We start from the raw sequence: 20945 nt of genomic DNA, 5'->3' as shown, positions 1-20945 counted from the left end.
GTCGGCCGCCCGGTTCCTCGGTCACAACGCCAGCCTATGCGGGCGGCCGCCGGGTGGCTTCATCAGGACGTACGGGGGCATCAGACAGGCGGTGGGGACTGTGGTCCTCGCCATAATGACAACGCTCCCGTGCTGGCTACGCTACGCAGTGGTAATCCTCCGGGCCGTCCGGATCGCAACGGCGGCGGCCGGGCCTGGCCCGGTCCTTCGACAGAGCATCCCCTCATCAGCATCTTGAGCAGTCGATCAGCACCTTGATCGGTTCACGCATTCGGGTCGGAACGAACTAGGGAGTCGCGCGGAATGGCCGGAGCGGAGATCGCCCAGGACGACGCAGACCGTCACACCACCGCCGGGAAGATCGCGGATCTGCGGCGGCGGATCGACGAGGCGGTGCACTCCGGTTCCGCACGGGCGGTGGAGAAGCAGCGCGCCAAGGGCAAGACGACGGCCCGGGAGCGGGTGGCGGAGCTGCTGGACGAGGGCTCCTTCATGGAGTTCGACGAGTTCGCGCGGCACCGCTCGACCACCTTCGGGCAGCAGAAGAACCGGCCGTACGGCGACGGCGTGGTGACCGGCTACGGCACGGTGGACGGGCGGCCGGTCGCGGTCTTCGCGCAGGACTTCACGGTCTTCGGCGGCTCGCTGGGCGAGGTCTTCGGCGAGAAGATCGTCAAGGTGATGGACTTCGCGCTGAAGACCGGCTGCCCGGTGATCGGCATCAATGACTCCGGCGGCGCCCGCATCCAGGAGGGCGTGGTCTCGCTCGGCCTGTACGGGGAGATCTTCCGCCGCAATGTGCACGCCTCGGGTGTCGTGCCGCAGATCTCGCTGATCATGGGCCCCTGCGCGGGCGGCGCGGTCTACTCGCCCGCCATGACCGACTTCGTGGTGATGGCCGACCAGACCTCGCACATGTTCATCACCGGCCCGGACGTCATCAAGACGGTCACCGGCGAGGACGTCGGCTTCGAGGAGCTGGGCGGCGCCCGCACCCACAACACCAAGTCGGGCGTGGCGCACCACATGGCGGCGGACGAGAAGGAGGCGATGGAGTACGTCAAGACGCTGCTGTCGTACCTGCCCTCCAACAACCTGGAGGAGCCGCCGGCCCTCCCGGAGGAGGCCGACCTGGCGGTCTCGGCGGCGGACCTGGAGCTGGACGCGCTGGTGCCGGACTCCGCCAACCAGCCGTACGACATGCACCGGGTGGTGGGACACATCCTGGACGACGGGGAGTTCCTGGAGACCCAGGCGCTCTTCGCGCCCAACATCATCACCGGCTTCGGCCGGGTCGAGGGCCGCGCGGTGGGCGTGGTCGCCAACCAGCCGATGCAGTTCGCCGGCTGTCTGGACATCGACGCCAGCGAGAAGGCCGCGCGCTTCGTCCGCACCTGCGACAGCTTCAACATCCCGGTGCTGACCTTCGTGGACGTGCCCGGCTTCCTGCCCGGCACCGACCAGGAGTGGGACGGCATCATCCGGCGCGGCGCCAAGCTGATCTACGCCTACGCCGAGGCCACCGTGCCGCTGGTCACCATCATCACCCGCAAGGCGTTCGGCGGCGCGTACGACGTGATGGGGTCCAAGCACCTGGGCGCCGACCTCAACCTGGCCTGGCCGACCGCGCAGATCGCGGTGATGGGCGCCCAGGGCGCGGTCAACATCCTGCACCGCCGGGAGATCGCCGAAGCGGACGACCAGGAGGCCCGGCGGGCCGAGCTGATCGCGGACTACGAGGACACCCTGCTCAACCCGTACGTCGCCGCCGAGCGCGGCTACATCGACGCGGTGGTGGTGCCCTCGGAGACCCGGCAGCACATCGTCCGGGCGCTGCGGGTGCTGCGCAACAAGCGCGAGACGCTGCCGCCCAAGAAGCACGGCAACATCCCGCTCTGAGCCGTCCCGGGCCCGCCCGCCGGGCGGGCCCGGCCCCCTCCCCCACCCAGGAGCGCCCCGATGCCCCCGATCAAGGTGCTGCACGGACAGCCCACCCCCGAGGAGCTGGCCGCCGTCATGGCGGTGGTCTCGGCTCGGGCCGCCGCCTCCGCCGCCGCCGCGCGCGACGGGGCGGGCGGCGGCCCGGTCTCCGCCTGGTCCGACCGGGCCGCCGCGATGCGGCGGATGCCCCGCCCCGGCCCGTACGCCTGGCGCACCTCGGCCTGGGCCCGCTGAGCCGATCCACCCGGCCCGGGGTGTCCGAGATGAGTACGCGTACTCAGGCGCCCCGGGCACGGCGGGCGCACCATCGGTGGTGTGCTCTGGTCCGACCCCCGCGACGAGCCGTCACCCGAGGGCCGGCGCGCGCTGAAGATGCTGCGCCGCGCGGGCCCCTGCATCGCGGCCTTCGCGGTGCTGGCCATGGTGCTGCTGATGATCTGATCCCCTGCCGAACCGGCCACTTGCCGATCCGGCCCGCTCCGGCGTCTTCTACCCTGGTCCGCATGACCGACCGCCGCACCCTCGTCCTCGCCTCCGCCTCCCCCGCCCGGCTGGGGCTGCTCCGCCAGGCCGGGCTCGACCCGCAGGTGATCGTCAGCGGGGTCGACGAGGACGCGCTGAGCGCCGCCACCCCCGGTGAGCTGGCGCTGCTGCTCGCCGAGGCCAAGGCCGCAGCCGTCGCCGAGCGGCTGGCGGCGGAGCCGGGCGAGTGGCCCGGTCCGCTGGTCATCGGCTGCGATTCGGTGCTCGACCTGGACGGCGTGGCGCTCGGCAAGCCCGCCGACGCCGCCGAGGCCGCCGAGCGCTGGCAGGCCATGCGCGGCCGTGAGGGCGTGCTGCGCACCGGCCACTGCGTGATCGACACCGACAGCGGTGCCCGCTCCGCCGCCACCGCCGCCACCACGGTCCGCTTCGGCACCCCGGACGACGCCGAGATCGCCGCGTACATCGCCTCCGGCGAGCCGCTGCACGTCGCCGGGGCGTTCACCCTGGACGGGCGCTCCGCGCCGTTCCTGGCGGGCATCGACGGCGACCACGGCAATGTCATCGGGCTGTCGCTGCCGCTGCTGCGCCGACTGCTGGCCGACGTCGGGGTGCGGATCACCGACCTGTGGGTCTGAGCGGGCCTCAGGCCGGCTGCGCCGCCGCCGGGGCGGTGGGCTCCGGCGGCCCGGCGGGCTCCGGCTCCCGGAGCACCAGCAGCGCCAGCACCAGGACGGCGAGCACCACCATCAGGCCCGCGAAGACCGGCACCCCGGCCAGACCGAGCAGCACCGCGCCCAGCAGCCCGTGCAGCACCGCGCCGCCCACCAGCAGCGCCCACGCCACCCGGCCCGCCCCGCGCCGCCCGCCGCCGGGCCCGGGGCCGCGCAGCAGGGCCGCCCGGCCGGCCACCACCGCGCAGACCAGCAGCACCAGGACGAGCAGCCCCAGCCCGGCCCAGGCCCCGTCGGCCATGGCGTCGCTGGACAGCCCGCCGACGGACATCCGCTGCCGCCGCACGGCCAGGACGGCCACCAGGCCGACCGCGGCGAACACCAGGGCCTCGGCCAGCAGCAGCCCCGCCGCCGTGAGAAGCACCGCTCTGCGCATGCCCGCACCCCCTCCGGCGCCGGGGCGCGCCGTGGGCCGCCGCGCCTCCGAACCGTCCGCAACGAGGCTACTGACGGGCCGTCTCACTCCTCAAGGCTCCCGGCGCATCACCCCGCACGGTGGACAGCACCGCGCGCCCCCGGGCCTGGTTCCGGACACCCCCGAGGGGTGGCGGCGTACCGTGTGGCAGAGCGACGCCAGGGGAAGTACGGCTCCGCCGACGGCCTGAATGACTCTCCGTGTGGGCAAGGTCACCACCGGGGGTGACTCGATAGTACGGACCCTCGCTCCATAAACTCACCTAGGTTCAAGAAGGGAGCCATCGTGCGCAAGGTGCTCATCGCCAACCGCGGAGAAATCGCAGTCCGCGTCGTCCGGGCCTGCTCCGACGCCGGAATCTCCAGTGTCGCCGTATACGCCGAGCCGGACCGGGACGCACTGCACGTCCGCGCGGCCGACGAGGCCTATGCACTCGGCGGGGAGACCCCCGCCACCAGCTACCTCGACATCGCCAAGGTCCTCAAGGCCGCCGCCGACTCCGGCGCCGACGCCGTCCACCCCGGCTACGGCTTCCTGTCGGAGAACGCCGAGTTCGCGCAGGCCGTGATCGACGCGGGCCTGATCTGGATCGGCCCGCCGCCGCAGGCCATCCGCGACCTGGGCGACAAGGTCGCCGCCCGGCACATCGCCCAGCGGGCCGGTGCGCCGCTGGTCGCGGGCACCCCCGACCCGGTCTCCGGCGCCGAGGAGGTCGTCGCCTTCGCCCGCGAGCACGGCCTGCCCATCGCCATCAAGGCCGCCTTCGGCGGCGGCGGCCGCGGCCTGAAGGTCGCCCGCACCCTGGAGGAGATCCCGGAGCTGTACGACTCGGCCGTCCGCGAGGCCGTCGCCGCCTTCGGGCGCGGCGAGTGCTTCGTGGAGCGCTACCTCGACCGGCCCCGCCACGTCGAGACCCAGTGCCTGGCCGACCAGCACGGCAATGTCGTGGTCGTCTCCACCCGCGACTGCTCGCTCCAGCGGCGCCACCAGAAGCTGGTGGAGGAGGCCCCGGCGCCGTTCCTCTCCCATGAGCAGAACGCCGAGCTGTACCGGGCGTCCAAGGCCATCCTGCGCGAGGCCGGCTACGTCGGCGCCGGCACCTGCGAGTTCCTGGTCGCCCAGGACGGCCTGATCTCCTTCCTGGAGGTCAACACCCGCCTCCAGGTGGAGCACCCGGTCTCCGAGGAGGTCGCCGGGATCGACCTGGTCCGCGAGATGTTCCGGATCGCGGACGGCGAGGAGCTGGGCTACAGCGACCCGGAGCTGCGCGGCCACTCGTTCGAGTTCCGGATCAACGGCGAGGACCCCGGGCGCGGCTTCCTGCCCGCCCCCGGCACCGTCACCGTCTGGGCCCCGCCCACCGGCCCCGGCGTCCGGCTGGACTCCGGCGTCGAGGCCGGCTCGGTCATCGGCCCGGCCTGGGACTCGCTGCTGGCCAAGCTGGTCGTCACCGGCGCCACCCGCAAGCAGGCGCTGGAGCGGGCCTCCCGCGCGCTGGCCGAGTTCCAGATCGACGGCATGGCCACCGCCGTCCCGTTCCACCGCGCGGTGGTCACCGATCCGGCGTTCGCCCCCGAGGTGCACGGCCACAGCAACCCGTTCACCGTCCACACCCGGTGGATCGAGACCGAGTTCGAGAACACCATCGCCCCGTTCACGGGCGGCGCGGCCGAGGGTGACGAGCCCGAGGGCCGCGAGACGGTGGTGGTCGAGGTCGGCGGCAAGCGGATCGAGGTGTCGCTGCCGTCCTCGCTGGGCGTCACCGCCGCCCCGGCTGCCGCGGCGGTCAAGGCCAAGCGCCGCGCGGGCGCCAAGAAGGCCGGCTCGGCCGTCTCCGGCGACTCGCTGGCCTCCCCGATGCAGGGCACCATCGTCAAGGTCGCCGTCGAGGACGGCCAGGAGGTCCAGCAGGGCGATCTGATCGTCGTCCTGGAGGCCATGAAGATGGAGCAGCCGATCAACGCCCACAAGGCCGGCACCGTCACCACGCTGGCCGCCGAGGTCGGCGCCAGCGTCACCAGCGGCGCCGTGCTCTGCGAGATCAAGGACTGACCCCGGTACAACACGGCCACCGCTTCGCCCCGCCGGTCATCCGGCGGGGCGAAGCGCTGTCCGGCTCCCGCAGGATCGCGGAGAAGCCAGCCGCCGCCCATCCCCTACGGCGCCGCCCCGCCCTCATCCACCGCCCCCGGCCCGGCCTTCGGGAAGCCGAGGGAGCCTGATCGACGCTCATGGCCGATGCCGCTGCGGCCGGATTCGATCCCCGGGGTGTCTGGCATGCCTGGTATGACTGCGCTATAGGGCGAGCGACCCATGCCCCTGGACGACGAGGGCCTATCCGGGACTCTTCCCCCACCCAAAGTGGCTCGTCATGGGGATTCCGCAGTCAGCAGGGTGGTCGGGCCGTCCATTCCGGCGCACCGCCACCGAGAGCACAGCAGAATCCGGTCAGTTTGATCGTGTCCATGCCGTGATCGACTTTACCTTTTCGCGGTTGGTAGAACGGGTGACCTGTGCCGGGCCTTTGCCAGGGCCTTACACGGCCTACACCTAAGCGGGGGAAACACTTGACGAAGCATCGGTATCCGTTGCCAGCCGTCGGCAGGCCGGCCACACGCCGTCTGACAGGCGTGGCGGTGGTCGCCTCGTTGGCGCTTCTGATCGGGATCGTGGAGCCGCTCGAACCGTCGTCGGCGAAGGCGGTCGCGGCTCCGGCGAAGCCGGCTGCCTCAGAGGTGCCGGCTGAGGCCGCGGATGCGGCGTCGGCGCTGCTGGCGGCGCGGTTGCGGGATCGGCGGATCGAGATCACCGGGGAGCGGACGGATTCGACCACGAGTTGGGCGAATCCGGACGGGACGACCACGGTGGAGTCGTACACCGGGCCGATCCGGGTGCTGGACGAGCACGGCACCTGGCGGCCGGTGGACACCACCCTGGTGCAGGCCGACGGAGCGGTGCGGCCCGCGATGGCCGCCGCCGGCATCGCCTTCTCCGACGGCGGCACCGGCGAGACCCTCGCCCAGCTGACCCGGGGCAAGCACACCCTCGGGCTGGGCTGGGAGGGCAGGCTCCCCAAGCCGACCCTGGACGGACCCACCGCGACCTACCCCGACGCGGTCCCCGGCGGCGACCTGGTCGTCACCGCCCTCAAGGAGGGCTTCTCGCACTCCGTCGTACTGCGGGAGCGCCCCGACGGCCCGGTGGAGTACCGCCTGCCGATCCAAGCCACCGGCCTGCGCCTGAAGGAGACCACCGACAAACACCTGAGCTGGGAGGACACCAAGGGCGACACCCAGGCCACCGCCCCGGCCCCGCTGATGTGGGACTCCTCGGTCGACAAGGTCTCCGGCGACCCCAAGCACCTGGCGCCGATCGACGTCACCCTCGAAGCGGGCAAGAACGGCAAGGGCCAGGTCCTCGTCCTTCGGCCCGACCCCGCCTTCCTCGCCGACCCCGACCTCACCTACCCGGTCACCATCGACCCCACCGACTCCCTCCTGGGCGCCGCCACCGACACCTGGATCCAGTACGACGACTACCAGACCTCACAACGCGCCTCCACCGAGCTCAAGGCCGGCACCTACGACGGCACCCACAAAGCCCGCTCCTTCCTGAAGTTCACCACCACCAAGTACGCGGGCAAGCACATCCTGGACGCGAAGCTGCGCCTGTACTCGTACTACTCCTCGACGTGCAGCACGGCGGGTTCGGGCGTGGAGGTGCGGCGGATCACCGCCGACTGGGACCCCGCGGCGATCACCTGGTCCAAGCAGCCCGCCACCACCGCCACCGGCGCCACGGTGGTCAAGGACGCCAAGGGCTACAACTCCTCCTGCCCCGGCGGCTTCAACACCTGGGGCCTGACCGCGATCGCCCAGGCCTGGGCCGACGGCCAGCCCAACTACGGCGTGCGCCTGGCCGCCGTCACCGAGACCGACGTCCTCACCTGGCGCCGCTACCACTCCGCCAACTACGTCGACGGCGCCCACGACCCCGCCTCCGAACCGTCCCTGACGGTGAACTACAACACCAAGCCCGGCGTGGTCACCCCGCTGAGCCCGCTGGACGGGGCGTTCACCAACGCCACCAAGCCGACGATCAGCGGCAAGTCGGTGGACGCCGACGGCAACACCGTCCAGCTGACCTTCGAGATCTGGAAGTCCGGCGGTACGGCCGCGCTGATGTCCGGCAAGTCGCCGTTCGTGGCGTCGGGTGCGACCGCCTCCTGGGTGCCCACGACCGCGCTGGCCGAAGGCGCGTACAAGTGGCGGGCCACGGTGACCGACGGGACCGATGCGAACGGGACCTGGTCGGCCTGGCAGAACTTCACCGTCGACACCACCAAGCCGGGTGCGCCGTTCGTCACCTCGGCCGACTACCCGTCGGACGGGCTGTGGCACGGAGGCTCGGGCCAAGAGGGCAAGTTCTCCTTCACCCCCGCCTCGGGGACCACGGACCTGGCCGCCTACGTCTACTCACTGGACGGCGCCGCAGCGCAGACGGTGGCCGCGACCGGCGGCGCCACGGTCTCGATCACCCCGTCGGCGGACGGCCACCGGTCGCTGAGCGTGCAGGCCAAGGACAAGGCCGGCAACCTGTCGACCGCCACCGTCTACGCCTTCCTGGTCGGCCGCGGGGCCATCACCTCACCGCAGGCGGGCGCGTCCAGCGCCCGCCGGGTCAAGCTCCAGGTCGACGCCCAGGCGCAGTACACCCGGGTGACCTACCAGTGGCGGCGCGGTCCGGGCGCGACCCAGTACGACGTGCCGCTGGCGAACCTCACCAAGGCCGACAACACCCCGGTGACGGCGGCGAAGTCACGGTTGGCGGACCTGGGCAGCCACGCCAACTGGTCCGTGCTGGAGACTCTGGGCCAGATCGGCGGCATCGTCGAGGTCCGCGCGGTGCTCTACACGAACAACGACGCGGACCCGTCCTACGCCACCGAGTGGCGCAGGTTCACGGTGGACCCCAACGCCGACGGTGCGGCCTCCGACGACATCGGCCCTGGTTCGGTGAACCTGCTCACCGGCGACTACTCGGTCAGCGTGGCGGACGCTGACGAGTTCGGCCTGTCCAGCAGCCGGGTGGCGTCCTCCCGGGGCACCGACCGGGGCTGGCAGGCGCAGGGCGAGCGGCTCACCGCCAACCAGCAGCAGGTGTCCACCAACACGGCCGGCTTCGTAGCCGGCAATGCGACCATCTCCCGGGACACCACGCTCGGGCAGGACGGCTCCACCGACTCCCTGAAGGTCCTCCCCGCCGCCGGCGGCACCACCAGCGCCACCAGCGCACGGCTGGACGGCAACCCCGACAGCTGCCTGGAAAGCCTGTGCCAGGGCATGAAGCCTGGGCACACCTACCGGGCCAGCGCCTGGGCGTACGTCCCGGCGGCTACCGGTCTCAGCCCGGACGACAGCCGGGGGCTGCGGATCGTCGCCTCGGCCGGTACGTCGGGCACGCTCAAGGAGACCAAGTCGCGGGCGGTCCCCTACACCGACGCGTGGGCCGAGCTGACCGTCGACTTCACCGTCCCCGCCGATGCGACGATCGCCCACATCCAGCTGTGGAACGGCTTCCCGACCGGCTCGGGCAAGGCGGTCTACTTCGACCATCTCTCGCTGCGGGAACTGGTCGCGCCGTTCGGCAAGGAGTGGGCCGGCGGTGCCGAGGGCGGCCCGACGGACAACGACTACGTGGCGTTGGCCTTCCCCGGCAAGGACGTCGCGGTCATCATCGCGGACGACGACACCACGCTGAGCTTCGCCAAGGGCTCCGGCAACACCTTCACCCCCGAACCCGGCGCCGAGGGCCTGACGCTGGCCCTGAAGACGGATGCCACGCCCAACTACTACGCCCTGTCGGACATCGACGGCACCGTCACCACCTTCAAGCAGCAGTCCGGCTCGGACCTCTACACGGTGAACAGCGTCTCCGGGACGGACGCCGACTCCACGGTCCAGTACACCTATGACGTCTCCGACGGCCGCACCCTCGTCAAGCGGGTGATCGGACAGGTCGAAGCCGGGGTGGACGACGCGGGGCAGTGCAAGGGGGCCACCCCGGCGCGCGGCTGCGAGGTGCTGGAGTACCTGTACGCCACCGCGACCACCGCCACCGCCACCACCCCGGGCGACTACACCGACCGGGTCAAGGCCGTCCGCGTCTGGTCCTGGGACCCGGACGCGAAGGCCGAGACGGCCGTCGAGGTCGCCTCCTACCGCTATGACGGCTCCGGCCGCCTGGTGGAGGTGTGGGACCCGCGCAAGGCCGACGCCTCGGACAGCACCGCCCCGCTGAAGACCACCTACGGCTACGACGGCGCGGACCGCCTGATCGGGGTCAACCTCGCCGGTGAGCTGCCGTGGAGCTTCGACTACGGCACGGCCGGCGCCGACCAGGACCCGGGCCGTCTGCTCAGGGTCCGCCGCGCCTCGCTGGTGCCCGGCAGCAGGGACCAGGTCAGCGGTGAGACCGCGTCCACCGTCGTCTACGAGGTGCCGCTGACCCGCGCGGCCGGCGGCCCGTACGACCTGGACGGCGCCACCGCCGGCAGGTGGGCGCAGACGGACGCGCCCACCGACGCCACGGCCGTCTTCGATGTCGAGGACGACCCGGGCACCAGCACCGCGACCTCGACCGCCCCCGGAAAGGACGGCTACAAGCCCGCCACCGTCCACTACCTCAACGCCTCCGCGCAGGAGGTCAACACCGCCACCTGGTCGCCGACCGGACTGGGCGACATCAGCACCACCGAGTACGACCAGTTCGGCAACGCGGTCCGGTCGCTCGACGCGTCCGCCCGGCTGCTGGCACTGGGCGCCGGTCCGGACACCGAGGCGCACAGCGCGGAGCTCGGCCTGCCGGAGGGCTCGGCCGCGCGGGCCGCGCTGCTGGACTCCCGTACCGTCTACAGCGCCGACGGCGTGGACGTCCTGGAGGAACTCGGCCCGTCCTACGCCGCCAACCTCTCGGAGGCGGTGGCCGGGCAGTCCAGCCCGACCAAGGTGACCGTCGAGGGCGAGAACCTCGTCCAACTGGGCTCCACCGCGCCGGTGAAGGTGCAGGCCAACGGCTGCTGCACGGTCACCTGGTCCGGCACCGGCCAGGTCCTGGTGCAGGGCGCGAAGGCCGGCGACAACGCCACCTTCCGGATCAGCGTGCCCGAGGAGGGCGACTACCGGCTCACCTCCACCCTGACCAAGGCCAAGGACTACGGCATCGCCCAGCTGTCCATCGACGGCCAGAACATCGGCGGCACCTTCGACGGGTACAGCGCGACCGTTGCGACGGCCGCCTTCAACCCGAGCACGCCGGTCAGCCTGCAACGCGGTGACCACGAGCTGACCGTCACCGTCACCGGCAAGAACACCGCGGCGGTCTCTCCGTACTACCAGGCCGGCATCGACGTCGTCGCCCTGACCAAGACCACCGTCAACGCGGCGCTGCCGGTCGGCGCGCCGGTGGTGGTCCGCGACCACACCGTCCACAAGTACGACGAGGGCAAGCCCGACGGCGCGGCCTACCACCTGGAGACCACCACCTACGACGGCGCCCGCCTGGAGGGCTACAGCTCCGACGTCGAGGTCAGGGTCACCAAGACCGGCTACGGCACGCCGATCGGTGGCACCTCCGGCTGGGTGCTGCGGACCGCGACCTCGGTGACCACCGACGCGGTCACCGGGGGGGCCAACCTGACGGCCAACCTCAAGTACGACAGCGCGGGCCGGGTGGTCGAGTCCCGCAGGCCGGGCTCGAACGGCGCGGACACCGGCACGGTCAAGACCGTCTTCTACACCGCCGGGACGAACCCGGACGACGCCGCGTGCGGCGGCCGGCCGGAGTGGGCGGGCAACCCCTGCGCCACCCTGCCCGGCGGCGCGGTCACCGGGGCCGACTCCGCCCGGATGCCCACCACGCTGCCGATCAAGCGGATCACCCGGTACTCGCGCCACGGCGACGTGGAGGAGTCCACCGAGACCAACGCGGGCAAGACCCGTACGTCGGTCACCGTCTATGACGCGGTCGACCGGGTGGTGTCGACCCAGATCACCTCCGACCAGGGCCAGGCCCTGCCCCAGGTGACCACCGAATACGACCCGATCACCGGCAACTCGGTCAGGACCACCGCCGGCGGCAAGACCGTCAGCCGCGTCTTCGACGCCCTGGACCGGCTGCTGTCGTACACCGACGCCGACGGCGGTACCACCACCACCGAGTTCGACACGTACGGCAAGCCGGTCAAGGTCACCGACAACACCGGCTCCACCAGCTACACCTACGACCGCGCCACCGAGCCCCGGGGCTTCGTCACCTCGGTCACCGACAGCGTCGCCGGCACCTTCGGCGCCCACTACGGCGCCGACGGCCAACTCACAGAGCTGACCTACCCCGGCGGCATCAAGCGCACCGACACCTACAACGCGGCCGGCGTGGCCACCGACCGCACCTACGTCCGCACCTCCGACGACGCCGTGGTCTTCGGCGAGCACCTGGACCTGACCACCCAAGGCGCCATCGGCTCCGACAGCTCGTCGGTCTCGGACAAGGAGTTCAGCTACGACCGGCTCGGCCGGCTGACCCAGGCCCGGCAGACCACCGCCGCCGACGGCTGCACCACCCGTACGTACGGCTACGACGAGGCCGGCCGCTCCACCCCCGGCCGGATGAACCGCACCTCCAAGACCACCAGCCCCGCCGCCGAGGACGGCACCTGCGCCACCGCGAACGCCGTCACCGAGACTCACTCGTACGACAGCGCGGACCGGCTGTTGGACCCCGGCTACACCTATGACGCCTTCGGCCGCACCACCGCCACCGGCACCGGCTCGGCCAACACCTACTGGGCCAACGACCTGGTCGCCACCCAGACCGTCGGCGACACCCGGCAGTCCTGGGCCCTCGACCCGGCGTACCGCTTCGCCGCCTTCACCACCGAGGCCAAGCAGGCGGACGGCTCCTGGGCCAACGCCACCAGCAAGCTCAACCACTACGGCGACGACTCCGACGAGCCCCGCTGGATCGTCGAGGACACCACCCAGGGCACGGTGACCCGCAACGTCTCCGGCCCGGACGGCGACCTGACCGCCACCACCTCCGCCACCGGCGACGTCCAGCTCCAGCTCACCGACCTGCACGGCGACGTCGTCATCACCACCGACCCCGCCCTGGAGACCCCGCAGGTCCTCACCTTCGACGAGTTCGGCATCCCCACCGCCGACCAGGGCACCACCCGCTACGGCTGGCTCGGCGGCAAGCAGCGCTCCGCCGAAGCCCTCGACGGCGTCATCCTCATGGGCGTCCGCCTCTACAGCCCGGCCCTGGGCCGCTTCCTCCAGACCGACCCGGAGCCCGGCGGCAACGCCAACGCCTACGACTACTGCACCGGCGACCCCGTCAACTGCACCGACCTGGACGGCAACTGGGGCTTCCACTTCAAAAAGGTCTTCGCCAAGGTCGCCAAGGTCGCCGAGTACGCCTCTTACATCCCCGGCCCCATCGGCAATGTCGCCTCCGCCGTCTCCGCGGTCTCCTACGCCGCCACCGGCAACTGGCGCAAGGCCGCCGAGATGAGCGTCGGCATCGCCCTCGGCGCCGCCGGCAAGGTCGCCGTCAAGGCGTTCAAGGCCGCCAACACCATCCGCAAGGCCAGCCGCGTCCAACGCTTCGCCTCCCGCGCCAGGACCGCCGTCCGGCGCACCGGCTGCAACTCCTTCGCGCCCGACACTCCGGTCCTGATGGCCGACGGCAGCTATCTGCCGATCGCCGACATCCAGGTCGGCGACTACGTCGCCGCCACCGACCCCACCACCGGCAACACCTACGCCGAACCCGTCCTCGACGTCATCGTGGGCTACGGCGCCAAGCATCTGATCGAGATCGACACCGATCTCGACCCCACCACCCCTCCGCTTGAGGCCACCGCCAACCACCCCATCTGGGTCGCCGGCCAAGGCTGGACCAATGCCGTGGACATCCGTCCCGGGGACCGACTGCTGGACCCGGACGGCTCGGCGCACACGGTCGCGTACGTACACGATGAGGGCTATCTCACTGACCAGCTGGTCCTCAATCTCAATATCGGAGACGTCCACACCTACGTGGTCTCGGACGGCGACTCCGATATCACCGTCCACAATTCAAATGAATGTCCGATAGTCAAGGTCAGGGCAGGAAGCGGGAGTGGCCTCCTCGGTCCGGGGAAGTATGCGAAGTACGGAGTCGTCTTTCCCAAGAAGACGTCCCGGAGCTTTGGGAAGAAGGTCCGGGCGAAGGTGAACTACATCGGCAACACGTACGGATGTCACGCATGTTCGGCCAAGAGCCCGGGTGGTGGGCTGAGGAACTGGATCCCCGATCACTGGCCTGCCGTGTCGATAAACCTTCGCCACGGGGGTAACCTCAAGACCATCCTGCTCCCCCATTGCAGTGCCTGCTCGCAGAGACAAGGGACTTTGCTGTCAAGGTTCTCAAGCGCCATCAAAAGGCGGAGGTAGCGGCGGTGGGGTTCCCGAATTCCGCAAACGGAGGAAATTCCATGGAACATGTCGAAAATCCCATGTCCTTGGCCAGGGTCTTCGTCGTCGGACACATTGAGCACATGCGCCTGGCCGATATCGTGGCCGGTTCGATGGGCGTGCCCCTGACGAACTCGCTCACCATTCTCTCGCCTGGCTGGGCTGTCGAGGTCGGAACAACAGACGATATTGAGGATGAGCTCCCTGGGGCGCTGGGCCTGGATCGTTCCGAGTTCTACCTTGACTGCATTCCAGCGGAGGATGCCAGGTTCCGAGACGTGGCCGCCTTTGTGGAGAAGATCTCCTCGGCGCTTCGGTCGAGTGGTCTGGAGGTGTTCTGCGTGATCGAGTACGACGTGCAGCCGTTCTGATGCGCTGTTCGGGGGCCGCGCCGCACCGGAGCGGCCCCCTGACGCCTGTGCGGCCGCCGGGCGCGGAATCGCTTCAGCTCTGCGGCCCGGCCGGGAGGCGGGGCACGCTGGCGATCAGCCGCTGGGTGTACGGGTGATCGGGTGAGCCGAGGACGGCGGCGGTGTCGCCCTGTTCCACGACGCGGCCGTGTTCAAGGACCACCGTGTGCTCGCAGAGCGCCGCCACCACCGACAGGTCGTGCGAGACCATGGCGATGGTCAGGCCCATGGTCTCCTTGAGCTCGGTCAGCAGGTCCACGATCCGGACCCGGGTGGTCACGTCCAGGGCGCTGACCGGCTCGTCCGCCAGCAGCAGCCGGGGGCGGCAGACGGTGGCCCGCGCGATGGCGATGCGCTGCCGCTGGCCGCCGGAGAACTCGTGCGGGTAGCGGCTCACGGCGTCCGCCGGGAGGCCGACCGCCGTCAGGGCTTCGGCCACCCGGGGGTCGCCGGCGCCGGAGTCGGTGAGGCCGAGGGAGCGCAGCGGTTCGGAGACGATGGCGCCGACCCGCTGCCGGGGGTCCAGCGAGGAGTACGGGTCCTGGAAGACGCACTGCACGCTGCGCCGCAGCCGCCGCAGCTGCTCGCGGTCACGGGGCTTCAGCGCGTCCCCGTCGAAGCGGATCTGCCCGCTGGTCGGCCGGGCGAGGCCGAGCAGCAGGCGGAGCAGGGTGCTCTTGCCCGCGCCCGACTCACCGACCAGGGCGACGCTGCGGCCCGCCGGGATGTCGACCGTGACGCCGTGCAGCACGGGGGTGGCGGCTCCTCGGTAGGCGAAGCCGACGCCGTCCGCCGCCAGGATGGGGCCTGCTGCGGGAACGGGGCTCGCTGCGGGAATGGGGCTCGCTGCCGGATGGGGGGAGGTCATCGGATGGTCCGCTCCAGCGCGCTTTCGAGATGGCGGGCGCTTGCCACCAGGTTCCGGGTGTACGGGTGCTGGGGGGCGTGCAGAATCCGGTCGACGGCCCCGGACTCCACCGCCTCCCCGTCCTTGAGCACCACCACGCGGTCGGTCACCCCCGAGACCACCGCCAGGTCGTGGCTGACGAAGAGCAGCGCCATGCCGCGCTCCGCGACCAGCCCGTCCAGCAGGGCGAGCACCTCCGACTGGACCGTCACATCCAGCGCGGTGGTGGGCTCGTCCGCGATCAGCAGCGCCGGTTCGCAGGCCAGCGCCATGGCGATGGCGACCCGCTGCCGCTGGCCGCCGGAGATCTCGTGCGGGTGGGCGCGGGCCACCCGCTCCGGCAGCCGGACCTGGTCGAGGGCGTCACCGACCGCACGGCGCAGCGCCGCCCCGCGCAGCCCCTGCCGGCGGCGCAGCGGCTCGGCGATCTGGCGGCCGACCCGCATCAGCGGGTCCAGCGCGGTCAGGGGTTCCTGGAAGACCACGGCGGCGGCCCGGCCGCGCAGTCCGACCAGCTGCTTCTCTGCCGCGCCGACGACCTCGGTACGGGGCAGCCCCGGCGCGTCCAGCACCACGGAGCCGGCGGCCGTCATCCCGGGCGGCAGCAGGCCCATGACGGCGAGTGCGGTGAGCGACTTGCCGGAGCCGGACTCGCCGATCAGGCCGAGCCTGGTCCCGGGGTCGAGGGAGAACGACAGGTCGGAGACCAGGGTGCGGCCGTCGGGGGTGCGGCCGTCGGGGGTGCGGCCGTCGGGGGTGCGTATGGTCAGGCCGGTGACGTCGAGCAGGCTCATGAGCTTCTCCGCCGGGTGGGGTCCATCGTGTCGCGCAGGCCGTCGGCGACCAGGTTGACGCCGATGACGAGCACGACCAGCAGTACGCCGGGGGCGATGGCTCCGAGGGGAGCCGTGAGTACGGTCGCCTGGGCCTCCTGGAGCATCCGCCCCCAGGACTCGTTCGGCGGCGGGGCGCCCAGTCCCAGGTACGACAGGGATGCCTCCGCGAGGACGGCCAGGCCGAACTGGAGGGCGAGGTTGACCGAGAGGGTGGCCCAGATGTTGGGCAGCACATGCCCGGTGACGACCCGGGGCCAGGAGGTGCCGGAGGTGCGGGCGGCGGTGATGTAGTCCTGGGAGAGGACCTGCTTGACCAGTACCCGGGTCAGCCGGGCCACCACGGCGGTCATGGCCAGCCCGATGGCGATCACGGCCGAGCCGAGCGACGCGGAGCGGGCGGCCACCACCAGCATCGCCAGCAGCAGGGTGGGGAAGGCGATCAGGATGTCCAGCAGGGCCGCGACGACATCGTCCAGCCACCGGGTGGCGAACCCTGCGGCCAGGCCCAGCGAGATGCCGAGCAGCGCGCCGATGGCGACCGCGCCGACGCCGGACGCCAGCGCGATCCGGGCGCCGATCATCAGCTGGGTCAGCAGGTCGCGGCCGAGCTTGTCGGTGCCGAGCAGATGGGGCAGCCCCGGCTGGGCCAGTCGGCCGCCGGAGGTGTCGTCCGGGGAGAAGGGCACCCAGACGAGGGAGAGCAGCCCCACGGCGACGATCAGCCCGACGAGTACGCAGCCGGTCGTCAGCGGTAGGGAGCGGCGGCGCCGGGCGCCCTGGGCGGCCGCGGGCTTCATCGCGCACCGCCGGAGAGCCGGCCGCGCAGCCGGGGGTCGATCAGCCGCTGGGCCAGGTCGGCGAGGAAGCCGATGATCAGCACGGCGAAGGTGGAGACGAAGAGCACGCCCTGGAGGGTGGGATAGTCGTGCTGGGCCACCGCCTGGGAGAGCATGCTGCCGAGCCCCGGCAGGGCGAAGACGGTCTCCACCACGACCGCGCCCAGCAGGGTTGAGGCCAGCTCCATGCCGAGGATGGAGATCACCGGGACGGCGCCGTTGCGCAGCCCGTGCCGCCACATCGCCCCGGTGAAGGTGGCGCCGAGGGCGCGGGCGGTGCGCAGGTAGTCGCTGCCGAGGACGTCCAGGGTCGCGGACCGGACGTACCGGATCAGCGAGGCGGACATCACCAGCGCCACCGTGATCACCGGCAGCGCCAGTGAGCTGAGCGCTTCGCCGGGGTCGGACCAGTTGTCCTGCGGGAAGCCGCCGGCCGGCAGCCATCCCAGGCGGAGCGCGAAGAACGTGATCAGGATCATGCCGACCCAGAAGACCGGGACCGCGATGCCCAGCTGGGAGACCCCGTTGAGCAGCGACCCGTACCAGGTGCGCGAGCGGTGCGCCGCCAGGAAGCCGACCGGGAGGGCGACCACCAGGGCCAGCAGGAAGGAGAGCAGCGTCAGCGGCACCGTGACATTGAGCCGGGTGACGATCTCCGGGCCGACCGGGAGCGAGGAGACGAAGGAGTTGCCGAGCCGGAAGGTGGCCAGCTGGTGCAGCCAGCCGGCGAACTGCTCCGGCAGCGGCCGGTCCGAACCGATCTGGTGCCGGGCGGCGGCTATCTGCGCCGGGTCGGCCCCGACCGACAGCAGCGCGTTGGCCGGGTCGCCGGGGAGCAGCCGCAGCAGCAGGAACAGCACCACGCTGGCCATCAGCAGGGAGAGGACGAGGAAGGCCAGTCGCCGTAGGACGTACGTAGTCATCAGGGAACCGATCAGTGGGGACGGCAGTGCCGCTGCGGCAGCCCGGCGGTGGGGCGGGGCTGCCGCAGCGGGACGGGCATCAGCTCTTCTTGATGCCGTAGGCGTAGAACTGCGAGTTCAGGCCGTTGAGCGGGTAGCCCGACAGCTTGGAGTTCGCCACCACGATCTGCGGGTAGAGGTAGAGCCAGTCGCTGGCCGCGTCCTGCGCGATCTGCTGGTTGACCTTCTTCAGCAGCGCGGTCTGCTGGTCGGCGGTGTCCGACTGCTCGGCCTGCTTGACCCAGTCGGTGACCTGCTTGTTGTCGTAGCCCCAGTAGAAGTCCGGGTTGCCGTACCAGACGATGTCGCGGTCGTTGACGTGCTCCTGGAGCGTCGCGCTGAAGTCGCGGTTCTTGTAGACCTTGGTATACCACTCGTCCGGCGTGATGACGTGGATGTTCACCGTGATGCCGACCTTGGCCAGCTCCGACTTGATGAAGGAGGCGGCGGTCGGGTGCGGGTCGTAGTTGGGGGTCTCCAGGGTGAAGCTGAACCCCTTGGCGTAGCCGGCCTCGGCCAGCTGCTTCTTGGCGAGCGCCACGTCGTACGGGTTGACCTTGGTCAGGTCCTCGTACCAGGGGTCGGTCGGCGGGGTCATCGACCCGATCAGGGTGCCGTAGTCGCCCCAGACCGACTGGAGCAGCTTCTTGTTGTCGATGGCGGAGGTGACGGCCTTGCGCACCAGGGCGTTGTCGAACGGCTTGACCCGGTCGTTGAAGGCCAGCAGCAGCTTGGTGGTCGAGTGGCCGTCGTTGACCTTGTAGTTCCGGTTGTTCTTGAACTGGTCGAGCGCGTCGGGGCTCTGCTCGCTGGTCACCACGTCCACCGCGTTGGTGAGCAGCGCGTTGTTGAGGGCGGTGGCGTCCTTGAAGTACTTGAAGACGACCTTCTGGTTGGTGGCGGGGGTGCCCCAGTAGCCGTCGTACCGGACCAGGCTGAGCGCCGAGCCGCGCGTCCACTTGTCCAGCTTGTACGGGCCGGTGCCGTCCTCCGAGGTCTTGAGGTCCTTGGCCTCGGAGTCGACGATCCACACATAGCTGAGGTTGTAGACGAACGAGATCGACTTGGCGGACAGGGTCACCTTGACGGTGTCCGCGTCCGGGGTCTCGATGCTCTTGACCATGTCGAAGCTGCTCTTGCGGGCGGCCTGCGACGTCTCGCCGGTGATCTTCTCGATGCTGTACTTCACATCGGCTGAGGTGAGGGCCTTGCCGGAGTGGAAGGTCACCCCGCTGCGCAGCTTGAAGGTGTAGGTGAGGCCGTCGGGGCTGACCGTGTAGCCCGTGGCGAGCCGGTTCTCGATCTTGCCGTCGTCGGTGAGCTGGAACAGCCCCTCGTAGACATTGCCGTTGAGCGCCTCGGTCACGCCCTGGCCGCCGCCGGCGGTCATGTCCAGGTTCTGCGGCTCGTAGAGCGAGCCGATCGAGACGGTGGCGTTGCGGTCGTACGAACCGGACGGGGAGCTGCTCTTGGTGGCCGTCCCGGAGCCGCAGCCCGTGAGGGCGAGGGCGAGGGTGGCAGCCAGGGCGCCGCCGAGGAGCGGTGCCGTCTTCCTTCTCACTTCATTACTCCTGATCGACGGCCGGACCGCCGGGGGCGGCGTCCGGCCGGGGTGCCGGGGATGGGTGCGGTGGGCTCAGTACGCTGCGAAGCCGTCGCGGAAGACCGGAAGCTTCTCGCCGGCCTCGACGGGCAGGTGGAAGCGGTTCTGCCGCGGCGGCAGTGGACAGTTGTACTGGGCGGAGAAGCCGCACGGAGGCACAAAGGAGCGGTTGAAGTCGAGCACGACTGTCTCGCTGTCCGGATCGCGGGGGACGAAGAGGAACCGGCCGGCGCCGTAGGTGGTGGCGCCGTTGGTCGGGTCGCCGAAGACCAGGAGCAGCGTCCCGTCGTCGTCGAAGGCGTGCAGGGTGTAGTCGGTTCCGTCCAGGGTGAAGCGGATGTCACCGGGGACGAGCAGTTCACGGGTGTCGCCGTGGTCGCGGATGTGCTCGAACGGTACCCGGCGGCCCTCGGGGACGGGGGTGAAGGTGGCCTCGATCACCCAGTCCGGGTCGAACGGGAAGGTGTCGATGCCGGAGAAGTGCCGGATGGCCGGGGCGTCGGCGTCCCAGAAGCGCAGCGCGTGCTCCGGCTCTCCGCTGCGGATGGCGGTGCGCTGGACGGCGGTGACCGTCACCCCGTCCGGCAGCCCGGCGCGGGCCTCCGCCAGGGCGGGCTGCTGCCCGTCCGGCAGCCATCGGGTCTCGACAAGGGCCAGATTGCCGGTGGGCGCCGTCACGGCGGCCAGCCGCGAGGCACGCCAGTCGTCCCATCCGGCCTGGGCGGCATCGATGGTCTGCGCGGCGGCGCGGGGGGTTACGGACATGCGTGGCTCGCTTGGTCTTCGCGGGCGGGGCGGAGGTGGATCGCCCTTCCCGAGGTGGGTGACTGCGGCCAAATCCTACATATGAGGAATGCTTATAGGTCCTGTATGACCAATGCACGAGATGAACGTCTCATTGCCGGTATCGCCGCCACCACCTGGGATCTTCCCCGCGCCGACCCGCCGGCCGCGAATCCGATCGGGCGCTCAACCCCCGCTTAAGCCCGCCTTAACAATGCCGACGGACCGTCAATTCCCTTATTCCGCACGGCTATGGTGAATGCACGCCGGAGTGAGCGCGGCGGTGGCAGACCAGGACCGGGCCGGATCGGCCTCCGCTGCCACCCCGGCAGCATCCGCCCGTTCCGGCCACCGCCAGGCCCGGCTTCGCCGCCGTGGGCCGACGGGGCGCCGCCGGCGTCGCGGGCTTCCGCCCCTCCACCTCTGGGGCCCGGACCACTGCGGCGGCGCCAAGCGGGGGCGAGGTCCCCGGCAGCCGCTGCCGGGGACCTCGCCCGCTTCACCGCTGGCCGCCCCAC

Annotated in this window: 14 protein-coding genes; 7 read left to right on the top strand and 7 right to left on the bottom strand. The window is 71.1% G+C overall.

Annotated features, from left to right (window positions below; genetic code table 11):
• The first annotated feature begins 303 nt into the window (after window positions 1-303).
• The 4 genes from ACIQGZ_RS14530 to ACIQGZ_RS14515 all read left to right on the top strand — a co-directional run bounded on the left by ACIQGZ_RS14530 (window position 304) and on the right by ACIQGZ_RS14515 (window position 3062).
• Entirely contained in the window at window positions 304-1899 is a 1596-nt protein-coding gene (locus ACIQGZ_RS14530) for an acyl-CoA carboxylase subunit beta (RefSeq protein WP_402601837.1), read from the top strand.
• A gap of 60 nt (window positions 1900-1959) precedes the next feature.
• Window positions 1960-2175, top strand: a complete 216-nt coding sequence (locus tag ACIQGZ_RS14525; protein ID WP_402601836.1) for an acyl-CoA carboxylase epsilon subunit — start codon at window positions 1960-1962, stop codon at window positions 2173-2175.
• Between the two features lie 81 nt (window positions 2176-2256).
• Window positions 2257-2382 carry a morphogenic membrane protein MmpB gene (gene mmpB / locus ACIQGZ_RS14520; RefSeq protein WP_402601835.1) on the top strand — a complete coding sequence of 42 codons (126 nt, stop codon included), beginning with the start codon at window positions 2257-2259 and terminating at the stop codon, window positions 2380-2382.
• A gap of 62 nt (window positions 2383-2444) precedes the next feature.
• Window positions 2445-3062: a Maf family protein gene (locus ACIQGZ_RS14515; protein ID WP_402601834.1), complete on the top strand. Its 618-nt coding sequence runs from the start codon at window positions 2445-2447 to the stop codon at window positions 3060-3062.
• A gap of 7 nt (window positions 3063-3069) precedes the next feature.
• Here ACIQGZ_RS14515 and ACIQGZ_RS14510 read toward each other — a convergent pair whose 3' ends face one another.
• Window positions 3070-3534, bottom strand: a complete 465-nt coding sequence (locus ACIQGZ_RS14510) for a hypothetical protein (RefSeq protein WP_402601833.1) — start codon at window positions 3532-3534, stop codon at window positions 3070-3072.
• Window positions 3535-3858: 324 nt separating this feature from the next.
• On the opposite strand from ACIQGZ_RS14510, the gene ACIQGZ_RS14505 reads away from it, so the two are divergent.
• From ACIQGZ_RS14505 to ACIQGZ_RS14495, 3 genes are all read left to right on the top strand, one after another.
• Window positions 3859-5625 carry an acetyl/propionyl/methylcrotonyl-CoA carboxylase subunit alpha gene (locus tag ACIQGZ_RS14505; RefSeq protein ID WP_402601832.1) on the top strand — a complete coding sequence of 589 codons (1767 nt, stop codon included), beginning with the start codon at window positions 3859-3861 and terminating at the stop codon, window positions 5623-5625.
• Window positions 5626-6308: 683 nt separating this feature from the next.
• The gene (locus ACIQGZ_RS14500) at window positions 6309-14069 is read left to right on the top strand and encodes a DNRLRE domain-containing protein (RefSeq protein WP_402601830.1); all 7761 of its coding nucleotides are present in this window, start codon (window positions 6309-6311) and stop codon (window positions 14067-14069) included.
• A 41-nt stretch (window positions 14070-14110) separates the two neighbouring features.
• Entirely contained in the window at window positions 14111-14461 is a 351-nt protein-coding gene (locus tag ACIQGZ_RS14495; RefSeq protein ID WP_402601828.1) for a hypothetical protein, read from the top strand.
• 73 nt (window positions 14462-14534) lie between these two features.
• On the opposite strand, the gene ACIQGZ_RS14490 is transcribed toward ACIQGZ_RS14495, so the two are convergent.
• The 6 genes from ACIQGZ_RS14490 to ACIQGZ_RS14465 all read right to left on the bottom strand — a co-directional run bounded on the left by ACIQGZ_RS14490 (window position 14535) and on the right by ACIQGZ_RS14465 (window position 20409).
• The gene (locus tag ACIQGZ_RS14490; protein ID WP_402601826.1) at window positions 14535-15368 is read right to left on the bottom strand and encodes an ABC transporter ATP-binding protein; all 834 of its coding nucleotides are present in this window, start codon (window positions 15366-15368) and stop codon (window positions 14535-14537) included.
• Window positions 15365-16201: an ATP-binding cassette domain-containing protein gene (locus ACIQGZ_RS14485; RefSeq protein ID WP_402601824.1), complete on the bottom strand. Its 837-nt coding sequence runs from the start codon at window positions 16199-16201 to the stop codon at window positions 15365-15367. Before ACIQGZ_RS14485 ends, ACIQGZ_RS14490 begins: the two co-directional genes overlap by 4 nt.
• A complete protein-coding gene (locus tag ACIQGZ_RS14480; protein WP_402601823.1) occupies window positions 16198-17040 on the bottom strand; it encodes an ABC transporter permease in 843 nt (280 codons plus the stop codon). Before ACIQGZ_RS14480 ends, ACIQGZ_RS14485 begins: the two co-directional genes overlap by 4 nt.
• Window positions 17037-18002, bottom strand: a complete 966-nt coding sequence (locus tag ACIQGZ_RS14475; RefSeq protein ID WP_402601821.1) for an ABC transporter permease — start codon at window positions 18000-18002, stop codon at window positions 17037-17039. The genes ACIQGZ_RS14480 and ACIQGZ_RS14475 overlap by 4 nt, the downstream gene beginning before the upstream one ends.
• Window positions 18003-18081: 79 nt before the next feature.
• Entirely contained in the window at window positions 18082-19602 is a 1521-nt protein-coding gene (locus ACIQGZ_RS14470; RefSeq protein ID WP_402601819.1) for an ABC transporter substrate-binding protein, read from the bottom strand.
• Window positions 19603-19677: 75 nt separating this feature from the next.
• On the bottom strand, window positions 19678-20409 hold the full coding sequence (locus ACIQGZ_RS14465; protein ID WP_402601818.1) for a DUF1684 domain-containing protein: 732 nt from the start codon (window positions 20407-20409) through the stop codon (window positions 19678-19680).
• Between the last annotated feature and the right edge of the window lie 536 nt (window positions 20410-20945).

It is taken from the genome of Streptomyces sp. NPDC092296 (assembly GCF_044755465.1).
Lineage (GTDB): Bacteria > Actinomycetota > Actinomycetes > Streptomycetales > Streptomycetaceae > Peterkaempfera.
Note: the sequence above shows the minus strand (reverse complement) of the source record. Positions and strands in the feature narration are given on the sequence as shown.

Excerpts from the sequence above, each read along its gene's own strand:
- ACIQGZ_RS14465 (WP_402601818.1), bottom strand. The coding sequence starts at position 20,409 with ATGTCCGTAACCCCCCGCGCCGCCGCGCAGACCATCGATGCCGCCCAG.
- ACIQGZ_RS14480 (WP_402601823.1), bottom strand. The coding sequence starts at position 17,040 with ATGAAGCCCGCGGCCGCCCAGGGCGCCCGGCGCCGCCGCTCCCTACCG.
- ACIQGZ_RS14530 (WP_402601837.1), top strand. The coding sequence starts at position 304 with ATGGCCGGAGCGGAGATCGCCCAGGACGACGCAGACCGTCACACCACC.
- ACIQGZ_RS14490 (WP_402601826.1), bottom strand. The coding sequence starts at position 15,368 with ATGACCTCCCCCCATCCGGCAGCGAGCCCCATTCCCGCAGCGAGCCCC.
- ACIQGZ_RS14475 (WP_402601821.1), bottom strand. The coding sequence starts at position 18,002 with ATGACTACGTACGTCCTACGGCGACTGGCCTTCCTCGTCCTCTCCCTG.
- ACIQGZ_RS14515 (WP_402601834.1), top strand. The coding sequence starts at position 2,445 with ATGACCGACCGCCGCACCCTCGTCCTCGCCTCCGCCTCCCCCGCCCGG.
- ACIQGZ_RS14525 (WP_402601836.1), top strand. The coding sequence starts at position 1,960 with ATGCCCCCGATCAAGGTGCTGCACGGACAGCCCACCCCCGAGGAGCTG.
- ACIQGZ_RS14485 (WP_402601824.1), bottom strand. The coding sequence starts at position 16,201 with ATGAGCCTGCTCGACGTCACCGGCCTGACCATACGCACCCCCGACGGC.
- ACIQGZ_RS14495 (WP_402601828.1), top strand. The coding sequence starts at position 14,111 with ATGGAACATGTCGAAAATCCCATGTCCTTGGCCAGGGTCTTCGTCGTC.
- ACIQGZ_RS14510 (WP_402601833.1), bottom strand. The coding sequence starts at position 3,534 with ATGCGCAGAGCGGTGCTTCTCACGGCGGCGGGGCTGCTGCTGGCCGAG.